The sequence below is a fragment of the Mongoliibacter sp. genome (assembly GCF_007692705.1).
Lineage (GTDB): Bacteria > Bacteroidota > Bacteroidia > Cytophagales > Cyclobacteriaceae > Mongoliibacter.
The window spans coordinates 1-20,163 of the sequence record NZ_REBN01000119.1 but is presented as its reverse complement, the minus strand read 5'-3'; the positions used below and the strand labels follow the sequence as shown (position 1 = coordinate 20,163).

The following is a 20,163-nucleotide window of genomic DNA, read 5'->3' as shown; positions in this document are numbered from 1 at the left end:
AGATGCGCCAAAACACTTTCAAGAAGAAGATCAAGAAAGGGAATTCCGCGAGAGTAGGAGGCAAAAATCTCTTTACCCTAATCGAAGAAAAACTCAATATGACTGGGTTGTTGGGCGATGGCGTTCCTGTTCAGTTTGTTCCTCCTTTTTTATATGTCGCACTGCTTGCGCTCATATATATATGGAGTAATCACAGCGCGGAAAGCATGGTTCGGAAGATAGAGATTCTGCAAAGAGAAGTGGAGGATGTCAGGGCAGACGTCACCACATTGGAAGCAGAATATATGCTCAGCAGTAAACAGTCTGAGGTTGCAAAAAAGATTGCACCTTTTGGAATAGAAGAAATAAATGAACCCCCAATAAAAGTCAAACAAAAAAAGTGAATATCAAACGTTCCATAGTGCTAAGGGTTAGGGTTGCTTTCTTGATAGTAGCCTTGATTGCCGGGACAATCCTCTATAGGATTGTCCGTTTGCAGTTTGTGGAAGGGGAAAAGTGGTTGGCGAAGTCGGAGTCAACAAATTTTAAATACAGACAGGTAAGTGCTACAAGAGGCAATATCTATGCTACTGATGGAAGCCTTTTGGCCACCTCCCTGCCTTTTTACAGAGTGGTTTTGGATCCTACGGTAGCCAAAGATGTGACTTTCAATGCCGGGATAGATTCTTTAAGCCAGTTGTTGTCTTCTTTTTTTAAAGACAGGTCAAAAGCTTCCTATAAGAAAATGATTTCCGATGCCAAAAGTAACGGTAAGCGCTACCTTATCCTCAATAGACGTCAAGTGGGCTATCAGGATATGCAGGTTATGAGTAGCTGGCCCATTTTTAGAAAAGGCAGGATGGCTGGTGGAGTAATTTTTGAAAAAGTAGAAAAACGATACAGACCATTTAATAGCCTTGCCAGCAGAACTGTAGGTTTTGTGAACGAAGATCAGTATGGTGCAGGTATAGAATACAGCTTCAATGACTACTTGCAAGGTAAAAGTGGTCAGGCTATGTTTCAAAGAATCGCAGGGGGGTATTGGAAGCCTGTTTTTGATGCAGAGGATATCAAGCCTGAAGATGGGTTTGATGTTTTGACCACTTTAGATGTCAATATACAGGATGTAGCAGAGTCAGCTCTACTAAAGCAATTAATCGAGAAAGACGCCGAATTCGGGACTGTAATTGTAATGGAGGTTGCTACCGGTCACATCAAGGCCTTAGGTAACCTGCAGAAAAATAAAAATGGAAGAGGTTACAGCGAAAGTTACAATTACGCCATTGGAGATCAGGGACTCACTGAACCAGGGTCTACTTTCAAATTGATGTCCATGTTGGCTTTATTGGAAGAAGGAAAGGTAAGCCTTAATGATATGGTGGACACTGGAAATGGGGTGTTTCAGATTTATGACCGAAAAATGACAGATGCCAAGACCGGTGGTTATGGCAAAATCAGTGTTAGAGAGGTTTTTGAAAAATCATCCAATATCGGAATCTCCAAATTGATGGATCAGTATTTTGGGCACAACCCAAGCAAATTTGTTGGCTATATCGAGAAGGCGGGGTTAGACAAGCCATTAGGTTTTCAGCTTAAAGGGGAAGGTGCACCCTACTTCAAAAAGCCAGGCGATAAGTATTGGTATGGGACTACACTGCCTTGGATGTCCATAGGATATGAAACCAAACTAACACCATTACAGACTTTGACCCTTTACAACGCAGTGGCAAATAATGGTAAGATGGTAAAGCCTATGATTGTACAGGCTATCGCCAGAGGCAATCAGGTAGAAAAGCAATATCAGACAGAAGTCATAAGAAAAAATATAGCTTCCGAAAAAACCATCCTGCAGTTACAGGAACTTTTGGAAGGTGTTGTAAAGAATGGGACTGCCAAGAATGTATACAATGAGCAATACAGGATTGCAGGTAAAACCGGAACTGCGCAGAAGCTGGAAGATGGACGTTATACTAAAAAATACTATACATCCTTTGTAGGGTACTTTCCGGCTGATAATCCCAAATATTCTGCCATTGTCGTAATAGACAGCCCTAAAGGTTTTAATGCTTTTGGGGGAGACATTTCAGCGCCTGTTTTCAAAGAAATAGCTGATAAAATTCATGCTCAAGACCTTAATATGAACAGGAAATATCCAGCTGATATTTATTTGGCTCAGCAGGAGAGCGATTTTCCATTTATTCAGGCAGGAAAGTTTGATGAATTGCAATTGATCTGCAACAGGTTCGGTATTTCTAACCATGGTAATGGTGTCAACGATGGCTACGTGAAATCTAGGGCAATGGATAAGTCTATCCAATTTCAAGCCAATCAGGTGGAAGCTCCCGTCATGCCAGACGTGAGTGGACTTGCCTTGAGGGATGCCTTATATGTACTGGAAAATAAAGGGCTAAGGGTAATCTATCAAGGTAAAGGAAGGGTGAAAAATCAGTCTATTTCCCCGGGTTCACCTATTCAGCAAAATAATGTGATCAATTTGATTTTAGGATAAATGAAAGTGTTAAAAGACATATTGTATAAAGTATCGCTGGTTTCCACCGTGGGTGACATGGATAGGGAAGTCAGTGAACTTGTCTTTGATAGCCGCAAGGTGACACTTCATGCTGCCTTTGTAGCTGTGAAAGGTACTCAGGTAGATGGTCATGAATTCATTCAGACCGCAATTGATAAAGGGGCGACCACAATTGTTTGTGAACAGTTACCTGATGCTTTATTAGAGCATATTACTTATGTACAGGTTTCAGACTCTTCAATAGCCTTAGGAGTCATGGCTGCCAATTATTTCGAAAATCCATCTGAAAGGCTGAAGCTAGTGGCGGTTACTGGTACCAATGGTAAGACCAGTACCGTCACGCTTCTGTTTCAGTTGTTTGTGGAAATGGGATATCAAGTGGGCTTACTTTCTACCGTAGAAAATAAGATCAATGAAGAAGTGATTCCTTCCACACATACTACTCCTGACGCCATTTCCATTCAATCTCTTTTAAGGAAAATGGTGGATAGGGGATGCACGCATTGTTTTATGGAAGCATCTTCCCACGCAATTGTGCAGGGAAGGACTGTAGGACTTTTGATCACAGGTGCGGTTTTTACCAATATTTCGCACGATCACCTTGATTACCACGGCAATTTTGATGAATACATCAAAGCCAAAAAAAGACTCTTCGATGTATTGCCCAAATCAGCATTTGCCCTGGTCAATGCGGATGATAAAAGGGGTTTGGTGATGTTGCAAAATTGCAAAGCAACGCATCAGACTTTTGGATTAAGATATCCTGCAGATTTCAAAGCAAAGGTACTTTCGAACACCATAGAAGGACTTGAATTGGATGTCAATAACCGTCAGATTTGGTTTAGGATGATAGGAGAATTCAATGCTTATAACCTAATGGCTGTCTTTGGTACTGCAGTATTACTTGGTGAGGAAGAGGAAGAAGTATTGATGCAATTATCCAAAGTGCAGGGTGCTCAAGGAAGGTTTGACAAAATTTCCATAGCAGGAGTAACGGCAATTGTGGACTATGCCCACACACCCGATGCACTGGAAAATGTTTTGAAGACTATCGATGGGGTAAGAACAGGTGGAGAACAGGTCATTACGTTGATTGGCTGTGGTGGAAACAGAGACAGAACCAAAAGACCAATAATGGCTAAAATTGCCACCAGATATAGCGATAAAGTTATCCTTACTTCAGACAACCCAAGGGATGAAGAGCCAATGGCCATTCTCAGGGAAATGGAAGTAGGAGTGAATCCAGTCGATTTCAAAAAGACCATGATTATAGAGGACAGGAGAGAGGCCATTAAAACCGCGGTAATTATAGCTAAAAAAGGTGATATCATCTTGGTAGCAGGTAAGGGTCATGAAACTTACCAAGAAATTAAAGGGGTAAAACACCCATTTGATGACAGGGCAGTAGTAAGAGAAATGCTTAATCTTTTGAACAAGGAATAATATGTTATATCCGATTTTTGATTATTTGGACAGTGTGATGGATATACCTGGTACAGGTGTGTTCCGCTATATCTCCTTCAGGGCAGGTATGGCTGCGCTATTGTCCTTGATCATCACGGTTACTTTTGGTAAAAATATCATCGACTGGATCCGCTCCATGCAGATTGGCGAAACGGTTAGAGATTTAGGTTTGGCTGGTCAGCAGGAGAAAAAAGGGACCCCAACCATGGGCGGCTTGATGATTATGGCCGGGATTATCATCCCAACTTTGCTTTTTGCCAATGTCAACAATATCTACATCATTTTATTGCTGATTACTACTGTATGGTTAGGGACCATAGGCTTTGTGGATGATTATATCAAAGTCTTTAGAAAAAATAAAGATGGACTTGCAGGAAGGTTTAAGATCGTTGGTCAAATCACCATTGGGGTAATAGTTGGTGCAACCTTATATTTCCATGAAGGTGTGGTGGTCAGGGAATTTACAAATCCGGTATCTATAGAAGAAGGGGTAGTAGAAACTCCGGCTTACAGGGATGTGAAAGTGGCCAAAACCACTATTCCATTCATGAAAAACAATGAATTGAACTACGAGTCTTTCCTTGGATTCCTAGGCGAGAGTGCTACACCTGTTTTATATATCTTGTTGGTGACCTTTATAATCACAGCAGTATCTAATGGTGCAAATATCACGGATGGCATTGATGGCTTGGCAGCAGGCTCATCGGCCATCATAGGCTTAACGATAGCCATATTTGCATACATATCAGGTAATGCCATTTTCTCACAGTATTTAAATGTGTTTTTCATACCCAACTCAGGAGAGTTGGTGATTTTCTGTGCCGCTTTTGTAGGAGCCTGTGTAGGATTTCTTTGGTACAATGCCTATCCGGCTCAGGTTTTTATGGGGGATACCGGAAGTCTGATGTTGGGCGGTGTTATAGCAGTACTTTCTCTGACTTTGAGAAAAGAATTGTTGATCCCTATTCTCTGTGGTGTATTCTTGATTGAATTACTGTCAGTGATCACACAGGTAAGTTATTTCAAGTATACAAAAAAGAAATATGGTGAAGGTCGAAGGGTTTTCCTGATGTCTCCCTTACACCATCATTATCAGAAAAAGAATATACATGAATCCAAGATTGTAGTGAGGTTTTGGATCATGGGAATATTGTTGGCAATCATCACCTTGGCCACCTTGAAATTGAGATAAATGGAAAAGAGGATAGTCATATTGGGCGCAGGCGAAAGTGGAGTGGGAGCAGCATTGCTCGCGCAACAGCAAGGCTATGCCGTGTGGGTATCTGATAAAGGTCAAATCAGTGCAGACAGAAAAAAACTGCTCATTGAAAAAGGGATTGGTTTTGAAGAAGGAGGCCATTCTGAGCATGAGGTTTTGAACACTGCCGAAATTGTGAAAAGTCCCGGGATACCATTGACTGCTCCTATTGTGCGGAGGGCATTGGATAAGGGGATTGGGATTATTGATGAGCTGGAATTTGCCAGTAGATACTCCAAAGGTAAGGTGATAGGAATCACTGGTACCAATGGCAAGACGACTACCACGCTTTTGACCTATCACCTGCTTCAAAAGGAAGGGTTGAATGTAGGACTGGCCGGAAATGTAGGTCAAAGCTGGGCAGCTCAGTTGGTAGATGGGGATAAAGACTGGTGGGTAATAGAGATGAGTAGCTTTCAAATCGACGGGTTCAAAACACTCAAACCTCATATCGGAATATTGACCAATATCACACCGGACCACTTGGACCGGTATGACTATAAAATTGAAAATTACATCGCTTCGAAGCTTTCCCTTTTCAAACTAATGGGGAGTAATGATGCAGTCATCTTTTACCAAGACGATAAGTTGACACAGCAAGGAATGGAAAGGATCAACCTGGTAGCTACACCATATCCGGTGTCAATGGGATCATCTCAAAGAAGAGGTGGATACTACGATGGCAATAAAATGGACTTGAGGTCACCGGGAAGAAAGCTTGAAATTGACCCCAAGGACATCGTATTGAAGGGCAAGCACAATGCTTTGAATACCATGATGGCGTCTTTGGCAGCAATGCTGGCAGGTGTATCTGACAATATGATTCATCAAGGCCTGGCAGATTTTAAAAATGCCGCTCATAGAATGCAAGAAGTTGCTGAAATATCGGGAGTAAGATTTATCAATGACAGCAAAGGTACCAACATAGATGCGACCAAGTTTGCGCTGGATAGCTTTAGCCAACCTGTGATTTGGATAGCCGGGGGGGTTGATAAAGGAAATGACTATTCCATGATTGAGCCATTGGTAAAGGGTAAAATTAAGGCTCTGATCTGTTTGGGAAAAGAAAATGGAAAGCTGAAAAATGCTTTTAAAGGGAAAATAATGGAAATCAGAGAAACCCAATCTATTGCTGAAGCAGTGAACTGGGGTTTGAAATTAGGTGAGCAGGGAGATGTTGTTTTGCTATCTCCGGCTTGTGCGAGTTTTGATTTGTTTCAAAACTATGAAGATAGAGGAAGGCAGTTTGTGGCTGCGGTAGAAGAATTAAAAAAAGTAGGAAAATGATTACAGCACTGAAATCATGGATCGATAGACACCTTAAAGGAGACCCTATTATTTGGGGGATCGTGATTGTGCTGTCTATTATTAGTATTCTGGTGGTGTATTCTGCCACCGGTTCTCTAGCTTATAAATACAAGGGAGGGAATACGGAAAAATACCTTTTTGATCATTCCATGATGGTTTTTGCAGGTCTTATTGTGATGTGGGCTGCGCATAAAGTGCCTTACAAATGGTATGGTTTGATAGGAAGGTTGTTGTTATTGCTTTCTATACCTCTATTGGTTTTTACTTACTTTTTTGGGACTAATATCAATGAAGCGAACAGGTGGATTACCATACCTATTATTAATAAAGCTATACAACCTTCGGATATTGCAAAGTTGGCGTTGATTGCCACATTGGCAAGTCTATTGGCCAAACGACAAAAGAGTATAGAAGAGTTGAAGAAGTCATTTCTTCCAATCATTATAGTTATAGGGATTATTTGTATGTTGATTGGGCTTGCAAACATGTCCACTGCTGTGCTTCTACTCTTCACTTGTTTCCTCTTGATGTTTATCGGAAGGGTACCAGGTAAGTATTTGGTTATGTGTGTACTTTTTGGCACAATGTTCATAACAGCTTCCGCCTTGATGGGGCAACGTGGATCCACATTCTTTTCCAGGGTGGAAAGTTTTTTTGACGAAAAAGAAACTCAGTATCAAGTAGAACAATCATATATAGCAATATCCACTGGTGGCATTACGGGAAAAGGTCCAGGTAATTCAGAGCAACGGAACTCTTTACCACATCCTTATTCAGATTTTATATATGCCATTATCATCGAAGAATATGGATTGATAGGAGGAGGGGTAGTACTGTTTCTGTACTTGGCATTGCTTTACAGAGGAATGAGAATAGTCGCTACCTCTACCAAGCCATTTGGAGGATTGCTTTCCGCAGGGCTAAGCTTTGCATTAGTCCTTCAGGCGATGGTCAATATGGGTGTTGCAGTGGGAGTTGGTCCAGTTACGGGTTTGCCTTTACCCTTGCTAAGTATGGGAGGTACATCTCTGGTGTTTACCGGATTTTCTCTTGGTATTATCCTCAGTGTAAGCAGGGGTGACCATGTAGATTCAATAGAAACAGGTACAGAAGGAAATAAACCAAGAAAAGCATTTCAGACAGCATAAAAAGTGAAGAAAGAAGACAGAACATATAGAATCATGATCAGCGGAGGAGGTACAGGAGGCCACATCTATCCAGCAATTGCTATTGCCAATGCCTGGAAAGAAAAGCATCCTGGGGCAGAGATTCTATTTGTGGGAGCGGAAGGTAAAATGGAAATGCAAAAAGTGCCTGAGGCTGGATATAAAATTGAAGGGCTTACCGTGGCAGGACTCCAGAGAAGCTTGAGCCTTTCCAATTTGAGTTTTCCTTTCAAATTACTGAAAAGTATTAATAAGTCTAAGAAGCTACTTAAGGACTTCCAGCCGGAAGCTGTGGTTGGAGTCGGTGGCTATGCCAGTGGGCCTTTGCTTTATGTGGCGCAAGGACGCGGTATTCCGACATTGCTCCAAGAGCAAAACTCTTATGCCGGACTTACCAATAAGTTATTGGCCAAAAAGGCAAATGCCATTTGCGTGGCCTATCCGGGAATGGATAAGTTTTTCCCCAAAAGTAAAATCAAATTAACAGGAAACCCTGTCAGAAAAGACATTCTAAATCTTAAAGGAAAGAGAGAAAAAGGGCTTGACCACTTTGGTTTGGACAGAAACAGAAAAGTCCTATTGGTTTTGGGAGGAAGCTTAGGTGCCCGGACCATTAATCAGGCCCTTTTGGCTGATATGGAAGCATTAGAGAACTCAGGTTATCAAGTGCTTTGGCAATGTGGGAAATTCTATTTTTCAGAGATGAAGGATAAAGTCTCTCTATCAAGCCTTCAGCATATTCACGTCAGAGAATTTATTAAAGAAATGGACTTGGCTTATGCAGCTGCAGATGTGGTAGTATCGAGGGCTGGAGCACTTTCAGTGTCAGAACTTAGTCTGGTGGGGAAACCTGTAATATTTATACCCTCACCAAATGTGGCAGAGGATCATCAGACCAAGAACGCCTTGGCCTATGTGAATCGAGATGCTGCGATTTTGCTGAAAGACAGTGAAGCTGTGGGCAAAGTGAAAAACACATTGGACTCGCTTTTTGCAGAAGTGGGGAAAGCCAAGGAAATCGGTGAAAATATGAAGAGCATGGCCAAGTCAAACGCGGCCGAAGAAATAATACAGGCATTGGATGATATCATTGCATGAATCTGAAAAAACTACATAGCGTCCACTTCTTAGGTATAGGAGGAATAGGCATGAGTGCTTTGGCAAGGTGGTTTAACCATGTTGGAGTAAATGTGTCAGGCTATGACCGTACGCCTTCCTCATTGACTGCTTTGTTGGAGAAAGAGGGTATGGAGATTTCCTATGAAGATTCACAATCAAGTATTCCTTTGAAAGTAAAAGAGGATGCAGCTAGTACCCTTATCGTTTGGACACCAGCTATTCCTGAGAATTCCGTGCAATTAAATTATTTCCGGGAAAACGGGTATAATCTTCATAAGCGGGCGGCTGTACTTGGAATGATTACCAAAGATATGCCTACGATAGCAGTAGCAGGGACGCATGGTAAGACGACTTCATCCAGTATGATTGCTCATATCTTAAAGCAGTCTGGAAAGAATGTAGCTGCCTTTTTGGGTGGAGTTACACAAAATTATCAGAGTAATCTCATCCTTCATGATGAGTCAAAAGATGTCTCAACCGTAGTAGTGGAGGCAGATGAGTTTGACAGGTCCTTTCTTCATCTGCACCCTGATGTAGTGGTGCTTACCAGTGTGGATCCGGATCATTTGGATATATACGGAGATGATGTTCATATGCTTGAAGGCTTCAGGGATTTTGTAAACCTTATTGCAGAAAAAGGTAAGCTCTACATTCAGTATAATGCCTTTCATAAACTCGGGTCAACAAAAAAGTCTCTAAAAGTCCTTCCATATGGGATAAATGGAGGTAAAGTGAAAGCGGTAAATATTAGAGCTAAAGTAGCCTCTTTTTATTTTGATTATGAAGATGGGAAAAAGGAAATCAAGGATATTCAATTAAAGATGCCGGGCTTTCACAATGTAGAAAATATCCTTCCGGCAATATCTATTGCTTTGAGCATGGGCATAGAGCCCAAAAAAATCAAAGAGGCTGTAGAAAGCTACAAAGGCGTAAAAAGGAGATTTGAAATTTGGGTACAGGAAAAGGGTAAGGTCTACATTGATGACTATGCACATCATCCGGAAGAAATCAGAGCTTTCTTAAGTTCTGTTCGAGCCATGTATCCTCAAAACAGGTTGACCGCAATATTTCAGCCCCACTTATATACGAGGACTCGTGATTTTGCAAAAGGGTTTTCAGAAAGCCTTTCATTGGCGGATGAGGTGATTTTGCTGGATATCTATCCAGCTAGAGAACTTCCAATAGAAGGAGTGACAGCCTCAATTCTGCTGGAAGATATAGCAGTAAAGAAAAAAAGTCTGCAGTCAAAAGAAGGTTTGCTTGACTATTTGAATACAAACCGACCTGAGGTACTTGTTACCATAGGTGCGGGGGACATTGATAGATTGGTTGAGCCAATTGCAAATTGGATGAGAAGCTATGAAAACTAGACTGAAAAAAACTATAGGTGTAAGCATTCTTCTACTGATACTGGTGGCATTCATTGGTTTTGTAGAAAAAAAGCATGCTGAGCGGAAGTTTGCTGAAATAGAAGTATTCATCAAGGGAGTGGCAGACGTGTATTTCGTGGAGGATAAGGAGATACTTGAAAGTCTTAAAGCTGAATTCCCTTTGTTGGAAAAGGGAGTGTCTTTTTCAGAGATTAATCTCAATCACTTGGAAAGGAAAGTGGAGTCACATCCCTTCGTCAAGAATGCGGAAGTATTCTCAGATCAAAAAGGAAATATCAGAATCGATATAGAGCAGCATATACCAATGGCGAGAATAGTAAGGTCCAGGGCTGCAGACGGCTATATTTCTACCGAAGGGTTAATCTTGCCTACTTCTCCGAGGTACACCACCAGGGTTTTGGTCCTTCAAGGGGCATACTCTGAATCATTACTAGAGGAAAAAGACCTCTCAGAATCCCATAAAGCACTTATGGAGTTACTCAACTTCATCCATGGAGATAAGTTTTGGAGTGCACAATTGACAGAATTGGAAATAGAAAAAGAGTCAGATATAAAAATGCATCAACAAGTGGGAAGGCAGGTGATAGAGTTCGGTGATGCAGGTGAATTGGAAGAGAAGTTTAAAAAAATCAACCTGTTCTATGAAAATATTCTACCTGTCAAGGGGTGGAATGCATACAGCCGGGTTAATGTAAAATATAAAGGTCAGATTGTTTGTGAATAATTGATGATGCTATGGAAAACGACAAATTTATTGTAGGACTGGATATTGGAACTACCAAAATCTGTGCGATTGTTGGACGGAAAAATGAGTTCAATAAACTGGAGGTTTTGGGAGTAGGTAAAGCTGTTTCTGACGGGGTAATCCGTGGAATAGTAACCAATATTGACAAGACCGTCAATGCCATTCAAAAGGCAGTAAGCGACGCTTCGGATATGGCTGAAGTGGATATTGCGAATGTAATCGTAGGTATAGCAGGGCAGCATATCAGGAGCTCTGTCCATCATGGAGGTATCATGTGTAATCCTCAACAAGGTGAAATTACTATAGAGGATGTAAGAAGACTTTCAAACGATATGGAAAATATCGTTGTCCCTCCAGGCAATACGATCATTCACGTAATGCCACAGGACTATACAGTAGATTATGAAGATGGGATCAAAGACCCTGTCGGAATGTCCGGTTGCAAACTAGAAGCTGATTTCCATATCATTACTGCACAATCTACAGCAATAAGCAACATCAATCGCTGCATCAAGCGGGCTGATCTTATTTCCAAGGACCTTATTTTGGAACCACTGGCGAGTTCCCTTTCTGTTCTCAGTGAGGAGGACAAGGAAGCTGGAGTTTGTTTGGTAGACATCGGTGGAGGCACCACTGATATCGCCATTTTCCATGACAACATCATCAGGCATACAGCAGTGATCCCGTTGGGAGGAAATATCATCACAACCGATATAAAAGAGGGCTGTATGGTACTTTATCATCAGGCAGAATTGCTAAAAACCAAATTTGGGAAGGCGATTTCAGAAGAAGCCAATCCAAACGAAATTGTTTCGATTCCCGGCTTGAGAAATAGACCTCCTAAGGAAATATCCATCAAAAATCTGGCTTCCATTATTCAGGCAAGAATGGAAGAAATTATAGAGCATGTTCAAAATGAGCTTGTCGCAAGTGGTCATTACAAAAAGCTTGCAGGCGGTATCGTATTGACAGGCGGTGGTTCATTGCTTTCAGGCGTAGCCCAGCTTTTTGAGTACATGACCGGACTTGATACCAGAATAGGATACCCAAATGAGCATTTGGGGAAATGCAAGGTCGATGAGATCAAGAGTCCCATGTATGCCACTTCGGTTGGATTGGTATTGGCAGGGTTCAAATCTCTCGATGAAAGAGAAGATACTTACAAACAAAGGTCTGAGAAAGAAGGTCCGAAGGCACAGGTTAAAACGCAGAGGAAGGATTTTGGTACCAGAATTTTCTCAGACATTAAAAACAGACTTAAAGATATGATCTCAGATGATATCCATGAAGATAATAATTACTAGGGCTTATCATATTGGGGGAGGTGCAAGGCATTGCTTTTCACTTCCCTAAAAATTTAAACATCGAAAATCATTATTCACCAACATATTAATTAAATGTCAGATAACATGAAAGATTACAAGTTTGATCTTCCAAAAAACCAGAAATCCATCATTAAGGTGATCGGAGTAGGAGGTGGCGGTTCTAATGCCGTGAACCACATGTACAACCAAGGTATTAAGGACGTAGAGTTCGTGGTCGTCAATACTGACGCCCAAGCACTCAAAAGCAGTCCAGTACCATTAAGGCTACAGTTGGGTGCCAACCTGACGGAAGGTTTAGGAGCCGGTGCCAACCCTGAAAAAGGGAAAAACGCTGCTTTGGAAAGTAAGGAAGATATCAGAGAGTTGCTGTCGGATAATACCAAAATGGTATTTATCACAGCGGGTATGGGAGGAGGAACCGGGACAGGTGCCGCTCCGGTAATTGCAAAAATTGCCAAAGATATGGACATCCTTACTGTAGGCATTGTTACTGCTCCATTTGTATTTGAAGGCAGGAAGAAGATGCAATCAGCACAGCTTGGAATTGAGTCTCTTAGAGAAAACTGTGATACAGTACTCGTGATTCTAAATGATAAATTGCGGGAGATTTATGGCAATCTTGCCATCCGCTCTGCATTTGCCAAAGCGGATAATGTATTGAGCACAGCTGCCAAATCCATAGCTGAAATTATCACTGTTCATCAAGATGTCAATGTGGATTTTGAGGATGTGAAGACGGTTATGAAAGATGCGGGTGCTGCGGTAATGGGTTCTGCTACAGAAGAAGGAGAAGGTCGTGCCATTAGGGCTGCTGAAAAAGCAATTGCTTCTCCATTGCTCAACAATGTAGATATCAAAGGAGCTCAAAAGATTCTTCTTTCCATCATGTCAGGAGAAGATGATGAACTTTCCATGGATGAGCTAAGTGAAATCACTGAATATATCCAAGAAAGAGCAGGCGAAGATGCAGAGGTAATTTTTGGTCAAGGTATTGATCAAGACCTGAATAAAGGTATAAGGGTTACTGTAATTGCTACTGGTTTTGAAATGGATAAATTGACTGGCTCTATTGCTACCAAAAAAGAAACAGTTGCTGAAGCGGTTGTTAAAGAGTCGGAAGAGGAAGAAAAGCAAATAAAGGTTATAGATCTCGAATCAGGAAAAACTTCCAACGTGGAGGAAAAAACTGTCGGGCAGTCCTATACTTTTACTTTTCAAAGGCCAATTCCTGCTGCAAATGAAACTCCTTCCAAAAGTGAGGCTGTAGTGAAATCTGTTGAAAAAGAACAGGAGGTTGAAAATAAGCCTATTGAAATAGAAGAGGCAGAGGAAAGTCATGATTTTGAAATCATCTCTGCTGAAGAGCAGAAGTCAGATGAGAAGGTTATCTATACCTTAGAAGAGGAAGAAGAAAAAGCCCCTGAATTACCAAAAGTTGAGGCCAAGGAAGAAAAGCCTGTTTATGGGAATGATTATTATGAGCAAATAAGGCAAAAAGCGATTCAAAAGGCCTATGAAAGGTTTGAGAAGTTGAAAAACATGAGAACTAACCATAGCCAAAACTCAGAGGATTTCAAAGAAAAGTTGGAAACTCCTGCTTTTGTAAGAAAGCAAGTCAAGCTTTCTGACGTTCAGCATAGCTCAGAAAGGAGTCTCTCAAGATTCAACTTAACGGACGAAAATGAGTTTTTGAAAAACAATAAGTTTTTACATGATAATGTTGATTGACCGTTAAAAGTCAATCAACATTTCAGCTTGGGATTGAAGTAATTCCATGTACAGCCTGTTGGTGAGCAGGTTATCTGATATGTTGTCTTCTATCTTAGCCAATTTTGGTTTGAGGGCAAGTACATGCATCCCAAGGTAATGGAAGATGTCGGTGAGGTGGCTCAAAGCGATGCCACCCCCGCCTATTCCAGACGAAAGTCCTATCATTGCACACTTTTTATTCCTAAAAGCATTGGGATACGTCATCCCATCAATGAATGCTTTTAATATTCCCGGAAAAGAGCCATTGTATTCAGGTACAATGAAAACAAACTTGCTGCCTTCCTTCACTTTTTGATGAAATTCATTGAACAGAAGGTTTTTCCCATTGTTTTCATATAGGGCAGAAAAAACAAAGTCTTTTGGCAAATCTTCTAAATTCAGTATTTCAGCATCAGCACCCAGCTTTTTCAGATTACCCTGATAGATTAATGCTAATTTGTACGAAAGCGAGTTTTTACGGTTAGTACCTACTATTATCTTTACCATCTAAAAGAAATTCTTGATTATTGCAGCTAAACTACAATCAGGTTTGCTTTTTAGTTTCGTATCTGAAATAAATATTTACAATAGGTTATATATTATTGCTAGAATTAAAATCAAATTTCATGAGACAAGAACCAACTATAAGTTATTTAGATCAAATCTATCATGCGGTCAACGATATTTCAGGGAAGTATTCCAAACCAATAGAAGTAGGTATCATCCTAGGTACTGGTTTGGGGCAACTGATCCAGCATATAGAAATTGAAATGGAAATTCCATACAATGAGATTCCGTACTTCCCAATATCAACTGTTGAAAGCCATAAGGGAAGGTTGATTTTTGGAAAACTTTCAGGTAAGTCAGTAGTTGCGATGCAGGGGAGATTCCATTATTACGAGGGCTACTCGATGAAAGAAGTTACATTTCCGGTGCGGGTGATGAAAAAACTGGGCGTTCAACATCTTTTTGTTTCGAATGCTGCAGGAGGGCTAAATCCTGATTTTCAGATCGGTCAGTTGATGGTGATCAATGACCATATCGATCTTTTTCCTGAAAACCCCTTAAGAGGAAAAAATCTGGATGATTTCGGAGTGAGGTTTCCAGATATGTCAGAGCCTTATGCATTAGATTTGGTGGAGAAAGCAATGCAAATTGCGAAGGAAAACTCCTTAACTGTTCATCAGGGTGTGTATGCAGCAGTGCAGGGTCCCAACCTGGAGACACGTGCAGAATACAAATACCTTTGGAAAATAGGGGCAGATGCCATTGGAATGAGCACCATACCAGAGGTGATAGTCGCCCGACAAATGGACCTGCCTGTATTTGCTATTTCTGCAATCACGGACCTCTGCTCTCCTGGAAATATTAAAAAAGTCAAAATTGAAGAAGTACTTGCAGCAGCTGCTCAGGCAGAACCTGGCATGGGATTGATCATAAAAGAACTTATCAAGTCGCTGTAGTATAAAGTTATGCAAAAGAATCAAGTATCATACACTGATAAAATCAGAGCTGCAAGTGAATTTCTACTTCAAAACGTCGAAGGTAATGCAGAAATAGGAATCATTCTTGGATCCGGTTTGGGTAGGTTGATGGGAGAGGTAGAAGTTATCAAAAGCTTTCCTTATGCAGAGATTCCGTTTTTCCCCACTACTACAGTAGAAGGGCACTCGGGAGAACTTGTTTTAGGGATTCTTCAAGGGAAGCTAATCTGGTGTATGAATGGGAGGTTTCATTACTATGAAGGCTATGCGATGTCAGAGGTAGTTTTTCCAATTAGGGTGTTATATTCTTTGGGAGTGAAAAACCTGATTGTGACCAATGCCGCTGGAGGCCTCAATCCCGATTTTCAAGTAGGTGACTTAATGTTGATAGAAGATGTGATCAACCTCTTCCCTGATAATCCTCTAAGAGGGGTGAACTATGATCAATTAGGTCCTAGATTTCCAGATATGTCTGAACCCTTATCTGAAGAATGGGTGAGACGAGCAAACCAAGAGGCATACAATTTAAAGATAGTCCTGCAGAAAGGTGTATATGCAGGTGTTCCAGGTCCAAAATTGGAATCAAAAGCGGAAGTGAAGTACCTCAGATTTATTGGTGCTGATGCTGTGGGGATGAGTACTGTTCCGGAAGTCATTGCAGCACATCATATGGGAATAAAGGTTTTGGCTATTTCTGTCATCACCAATGAAAGTATTCCGAAAGTTTATAAAGAATTCACACATGATGATGTTGTAGATGTGGCTAACAAGGCAGGTGGAAAGTTGGTTAAGCTGATAAAATCTATTTTGAACTGAAAAATAATGAAATAAAAAAGGGAGCCTCTATCAGCTGATAGAGGCTCCCTTTTTTACAAAATCATCTCAGGTTAAACCGTCATGATTTCAGCTTCTTTTTTGACCAAAAGCTCATCAATTTTTGAGGAGTACTGATCAGTGAGTTTTTGGACTGTATCTTCAGCTCTTTTTATGTCATCTTCAGAAGTTCCGTCTTTTTGAAGCTTTTTTAGTGATTCGTTGGTATCCTTTCTGATGGTTCTAACAGAGATTTTTCCAGATTCACATTCTTGTTTAGCTTGTTTAACAAGGTTTCTCCTTCTTTCTTCCGTTAAGGGAGGAATGGTTAAAATGATGATTTCACCGTTGTTTTGTGGAGCCAGACCAAGATCTGAATTGATGATTGCTTTTTCTATTTCTGAGATCAGATTTTTCTCCCAAGGTTTGATTGTCAAAGTGCGCGCATCTGGAGTAGTCACTGATGCAATTTGTTGCAATGGTGTCGGGGCACCATAATAAGAAACCATTACGCCATCCAAAAGATTTGGCATTGCTTTTCCAGCGCGTATTTTGACCAATTCTCCTGCAGTGTGATCCACTGCTTTTTGCATAAGTTCTTTTGCTTCTTCCAGGTAAAGTTGAATTTCTTCCATGTCTTGTAGATTCTGGATTAATTTGAAGTGATTAATGTTCCTATTTCTTCTCCGGCAATAATTTTCTCAAGGTTGCCGGATTTATTCATATCAAATACCACGATAGGAAGGTTGTTTTCCTGACATAGGGTAAATGCTGTCATATCCATTATATTGAGGTTTTTTTGATAAGCTTCCTGAAAAGACAAGGTGCTGTATTTCTTTGCATTCTTATCCTTTTCAGGGTCAGCAGTATAGACACCATCAACTCTTGTTCCTTTCAAAACCACATCTGCCTCTATTTCAATAGCTCTTAAGCTTGCAGTTGAATCTGTAGTGAAATATGGGTTACCAATACCGGCGCCGAATATCACAATCCTTCCTTTTTCAAGGTGTCTTATTGCTCTTCTCCTGATGAAAGGCTCACAAACACTTTCCACTTTTATACCAGACATCAATCTTGTGTACATTCCGTCTTGTTCCAATGCGCTCTGCAAAGCCATAGCATTGATCAGAGTGGCAAGCATGCCCATATAATCACCCTGTACCCTGTCTATCCCTGTTTTTTCGGCTTGTACACCCCTGAAAATATTTCCGCCTCCGATTACTATAGCTACTTCTACACCGAGGTCTTTTACTTTTTTTATTTCATGGGCGTACTGTTGAAGCCTGTTGGAGTCAATCCCATAATTCTTCTCTCCCATAAGGGCTTCTCCACTCAGCTTCAATAAGATCCTATTGTATTTCATTACGATTTTTTGGTAAAAAGGAAGGTTACTGGTTTTATTTATATCTTATAAATCTGCCAAATATAAAGCCTTATAATAGAAAACTAAATATGGGGAAGGTTAAAATTGGATCAAGACTTGATTTTTCTCCACGCTCTGTCCTTTCTTGATTTTGATAGTTTGTACTATGCCGTCTCCGGGTGATTTTAAAATATTCTCCATTTTCATTGCCTCAAGGATTAATACCGGATCGCCTTTTTTGACTTCATCACCTTCTTTTACCTTGATATCAAAAATCAAACCTGGCATGGGAGCTTTGATGTCCTTGACAGCATTGGAAGCCATCATGTTCATTCCGAGTTTTTCCAGCAAAAGGTCAAATTTATCCTTGAGTTTGATTTCGCAGGATTTGTTATTGAGTTTTAAGATAACGGTTTTGCTATCCTTGTCGATACTGACCAATTCGAGGTTAAAAGAGTTGTTTTCGAAAATCACACTATAGTGATTTTCGCCTGTTTTGGTGATGTCCCAATTTAAAATTGTGTCATTTACTTTGATCGAGGCTGCTGATTTTTCGACCTCAAAAACTGAATTATTGATGCTTACTGAATACATTTGCTTTATTTTGCGCCTAATATACGATTAATCTTAAAATCATTTTAATGAGAATGAATAAAAGCAAACCCATCTTAGCCTTCATTTTCCTCTTGATTTGGTCTTGCCAGTCAAATAGGGTTGCTATAGAAAACAAGGAGCCATCATCAGTTTACAACAGTGAAACAGTACTTTCAGAAGAGACTGATAAAAGCAAGCTGGTCAAGAAGCTCGAAAGAAAAATCTCTGAATACCAGGGGTCAGCGCAAAGGGATTTTGATCTTTTGCACACATCTTTGGATCTCAGTTTTGACTTTGAAAACGAGTGGGTTATAGGAGAAGCCATGCTTACCCTCAAACCTTATTTTTTCTCTCAGAAAACTATAGTACTCGATGCCAAAGATTTTGAAATCCATGGAGTAGCTCTTGTGGATGAAGCAGGGAAAAATGATCTGAATTTTCAATATGACACACAAAAACTAACTGTTTACCTCCCTGAGGAATTCTCATTAAAAGATACATTGACGGTCAATATCAGGTACACAGCTATGCCAAATGAAAATTCGGGTTCAGGTAGCGCGGCAATTACAGACCGTAAAGGTTTGTATTTTATCAATTCAGATGGTGAAGAAAATAAGCCTACTCAAATTTGGACTCAGGGCGAAACGGAGCATAATTCGAAATGGGTTCCTACTTTCGACAGACCGAATGAGCGTGCGACTCATGATATCAAATTGACTGTAGAGGAGAAATTTAGAACGATCAGTAATGGAGCTTTGATTGCCTCAACCGCTAATGGAGATGGTACAAGAACTGATCATTGGGAAATGAATTTACCACATGCACCATACCTTATGGCTGTGGTCGTTGGCGAATTTGTGGAAATTGAGGACTCTTGGGAAGATATTCAAGTTAATTACTATGTAGAGGAGAAATATGCCGAGGGAGCGAAGACAGTCTTCAAACACACACCGGAGATGATCGGCTTCTTTTCAGATTTGTTGGGTGTAAAATATCCTTGGCAGAAATATGATCAAGTAGTGGTGCGGGATTTTGTGTCAGGAGCTATGGAAAACACTACCATTTCTGTTTTTATGGAAGAGCTTAATCTGGATGAAAGGGCGGCAATAGATTCGGAGTGGGATGGAATTATTGCTCATGAACTGTTTCATCAATGGTTTGGCAATTATGTAACCAATGAATCATGGTCGAACCTTACCTTGAACGAAGCTTTTGCCAACTATTCTGAATACCTGTGGTATGACTACAAAGAAGGAAGTGATGAAGCTGACTTGCATCATGTTTCTGAAATGGAGCAGTATATGGCAGAAGCCTCAAGGAAGCAGGTTGATTTGATTAGGTTTTATTATGACGACCCGGAAGATATGTTCGATAGTCATTCATATGCCAAAGGAGGAAGAATTCTTCACATGCTTAGGAATCACCTTGGAGATTTAGCCTTCTTTGAATCCCTCAAGCATTATTTGACCAAACACGCTTTCCAGAGTGTGGAAGTCCATGATCTTAGGTTGGCTTTTGAAGAAGTGACCGGGATGGATTTAAATTGGTTTTTTAACCAGTGGTTTTTGGATTCTGGTCATCCAATTCTAGAATATGAAGTAGACTATAGTCAGCCTGATAACTTACTATTAACAGTTGCTCAAAGACAGGATTTCGAGACAACACCACTCTACAAGCTACCTTTTAAAGTCAGTTGGTATGTTGATGGGGAAAGAAAAGAAAAAGATTTTGTACTGGAAAAAGAGTGGCAACAATTCGCACTTGAAAATGAAACGCCAGTTTCGCTAATGTACTTCGACGAGAGAAAAGTTCTTCTTGCTGAAAAAAATTCTTTTAGAGGATTGGATCATTTTGTTAGACAATTTAATGAATCAG

The 20,163-nt window shown here is 40.5% G+C and carries 18 protein-coding genes; 14 read left to right on the top strand and 4 right to left on the bottom strand.

Annotated elements, in window-relative coordinates:
* Window positions 1-2 precede the first annotated feature (2 nt).
* The 11 genes from EA341_RS05710 (at window position 3) to ftsZ (ending at window position 14,013) form a co-directional block, all read left to right on the top strand.
* Window positions 3-383: an FtsL-like putative cell division protein gene (locus EA341_RS05710; protein WP_293012187.1), complete on the top strand. Its 381-nt coding sequence runs from the start codon at window positions 3-5 to the stop codon at window positions 381-383.
* Entirely contained in the window at window positions 380-2,488 is a 2,109-nt protein-coding gene (locus tag EA341_RS05705) for a penicillin-binding protein (protein ID WP_293012184.1), read from the top strand. The genes EA341_RS05710 and EA341_RS05705 overlap by 4 nt, the downstream gene beginning before the upstream one ends.
* Entirely contained in the window at window positions 2,489-3,952 is a 1,464-nt protein-coding gene (locus EA341_RS05700) for a UDP-N-acetylmuramoyl-L-alanyl-D-glutamate--2,6-diaminopimelate ligase (RefSeq protein WP_293012182.1), read from the top strand. It abuts the gene before it with no gap.
* Between the two features lies 1 nt (window position 3,953).
* Window positions 3,954-5,165: a phospho-N-acetylmuramoyl-pentapeptide-transferase gene (gene mraY, locus EA341_RS05695; protein WP_293012181.1), complete on the top strand. Its 1,212-nt coding sequence runs from the start codon at window positions 3,954-3,956 to the stop codon at window positions 5,163-5,165.
* The gene (gene murD / locus EA341_RS05690; RefSeq protein WP_293012179.1) at window positions 5,166-6,518 is read left to right on the top strand and encodes a UDP-N-acetylmuramoyl-L-alanine--D-glutamate ligase; all 1,353 of its coding nucleotides are present in this window, start codon (window positions 5,166-5,168) and stop codon (window positions 6,516-6,518) included.
* A complete protein-coding gene (locus EA341_RS05685; RefSeq protein WP_293012177.1) occupies window positions 6,515-7,687 on the top strand; it encodes an FtsW/RodA/SpoVE family cell cycle protein in 1,173 nt (390 codons plus the stop codon). Before murD ends, EA341_RS05685 begins: the two co-directional genes overlap by 4 nt.
* 33 nt (window positions 7,688-7,720) lie before the next feature.
* Window positions 7,721-8,803, top strand: a complete 1,083-nt coding sequence (gene murG, locus EA341_RS05680; protein ID WP_293012236.1) for an undecaprenyldiphospho-muramoylpentapeptide beta-N-acetylglucosaminyltransferase — start codon at window positions 7,721-7,723, stop codon at window positions 8,801-8,803.
* Entirely contained in the window at window positions 8,800-10,194 is a 1,395-nt protein-coding gene (gene murC, locus EA341_RS05675; RefSeq protein WP_293012174.1) for a UDP-N-acetylmuramate--L-alanine ligase, read from the top strand. The genes murG and murC overlap by 4 nt, the downstream gene beginning before the upstream one ends.
* Entirely contained in the window at window positions 10,184-10,939 is a 756-nt protein-coding gene (locus EA341_RS05670) for a cell division protein (RefSeq protein ID WP_293012172.1), read from the top strand. Before murC ends, EA341_RS05670 begins: the two co-directional genes overlap by 11 nt.
* Window positions 10,940-10,950: 11 nt before the next feature.
* Window positions 10,951-12,264 (top strand): cell division protein FtsA, encoded by a 1,314-nt coding sequence (gene ftsA, locus EA341_RS05665; protein WP_293012170.1) that lies wholly within the window; start codon window positions 10,951-10,953, stop codon window positions 12,262-12,264.
* A 105-nt stretch (window positions 12,265-12,369) separates the two neighbouring features.
* Window positions 12,370-14,013: a cell division protein FtsZ gene (ftsZ, locus tag EA341_RS05660; protein ID WP_293012168.1), complete on the top strand. Its 1,644-nt coding sequence runs from the start codon at window positions 12,370-12,372 to the stop codon at window positions 14,011-14,013.
* Window positions 14,014-14,016: 3 nt separating this feature from the next.
* On the opposite strand, the gene EA341_RS05655 is transcribed toward ftsZ, so the two are convergent.
* Window positions 14,017-14,541 (bottom strand): NADPH-dependent FMN reductase, encoded by a 525-nt coding sequence (locus tag EA341_RS05655; protein ID WP_293012165.1) that lies wholly within the window; start codon window positions 14,539-14,541, stop codon window positions 14,017-14,019.
* A gap of 119 nt (window positions 14,542-14,660) precedes the next feature.
* Here EA341_RS05655 and EA341_RS05650 point away from each other — a divergent pair, with 119 nt between their 5' ends.
* Both EA341_RS05650 and EA341_RS05645 read left to right on the top strand, forming a co-directional pair.
* Window positions 14,661-15,497 (top strand): purine-nucleoside phosphorylase, encoded by an 837-nt coding sequence (locus tag EA341_RS05650; protein WP_293012162.1) that lies wholly within the window; start codon window positions 14,661-14,663, stop codon window positions 15,495-15,497.
* A 9-nt stretch (window positions 15,498-15,506) separates the two neighbouring features.
* Complete coding sequence (locus tag EA341_RS05645; RefSeq protein WP_293012160.1) at window positions 15,507-16,334, top strand: purine-nucleoside phosphorylase; 828 nt, start codon at window positions 15,507-15,509, stop codon at window positions 16,332-16,334.
* A gap of 71 nt (window positions 16,335-16,405) precedes the next feature.
* Here EA341_RS05645 and frr read toward each other — a convergent pair whose 3' ends face one another.
* The 3 genes from frr to EA341_RS05630 form a co-directional block, all read right to left on the bottom strand.
* Entirely contained in the window at window positions 16,406-16,966 is a 561-nt protein-coding gene (gene frr, locus EA341_RS05640; RefSeq protein WP_293012157.1) for a ribosome recycling factor, read from the bottom strand.
* Between the two features lie 17 nt (window positions 16,967-16,983).
* Window positions 16,984-17,694, bottom strand: a complete 711-nt coding sequence (pyrH, locus tag EA341_RS05635) for a UMP kinase (RefSeq protein ID WP_293012154.1) — start codon at window positions 17,692-17,694, stop codon at window positions 16,984-16,986.
* Between the two features lie 99 nt (window positions 17,695-17,793).
* Window positions 17,794-18,288 (bottom strand): biotin/lipoyl-containing protein, encoded by a 495-nt coding sequence (locus EA341_RS05630; protein WP_293012151.1) that lies wholly within the window; start codon window positions 18,286-18,288, stop codon window positions 17,794-17,796.
* Window positions 18,289-18,335: 47 nt separating this feature from the next.
* Between EA341_RS05630 and EA341_RS05625 the strand changes: the two genes are divergently transcribed.
* Window positions 18,336-20,163, top strand: a 1,828-nt coding sequence (locus tag EA341_RS05625; RefSeq protein ID WP_293012148.1) for a M1 family metallopeptidase, incomplete at its 3' end; no start/stop codon positions are given.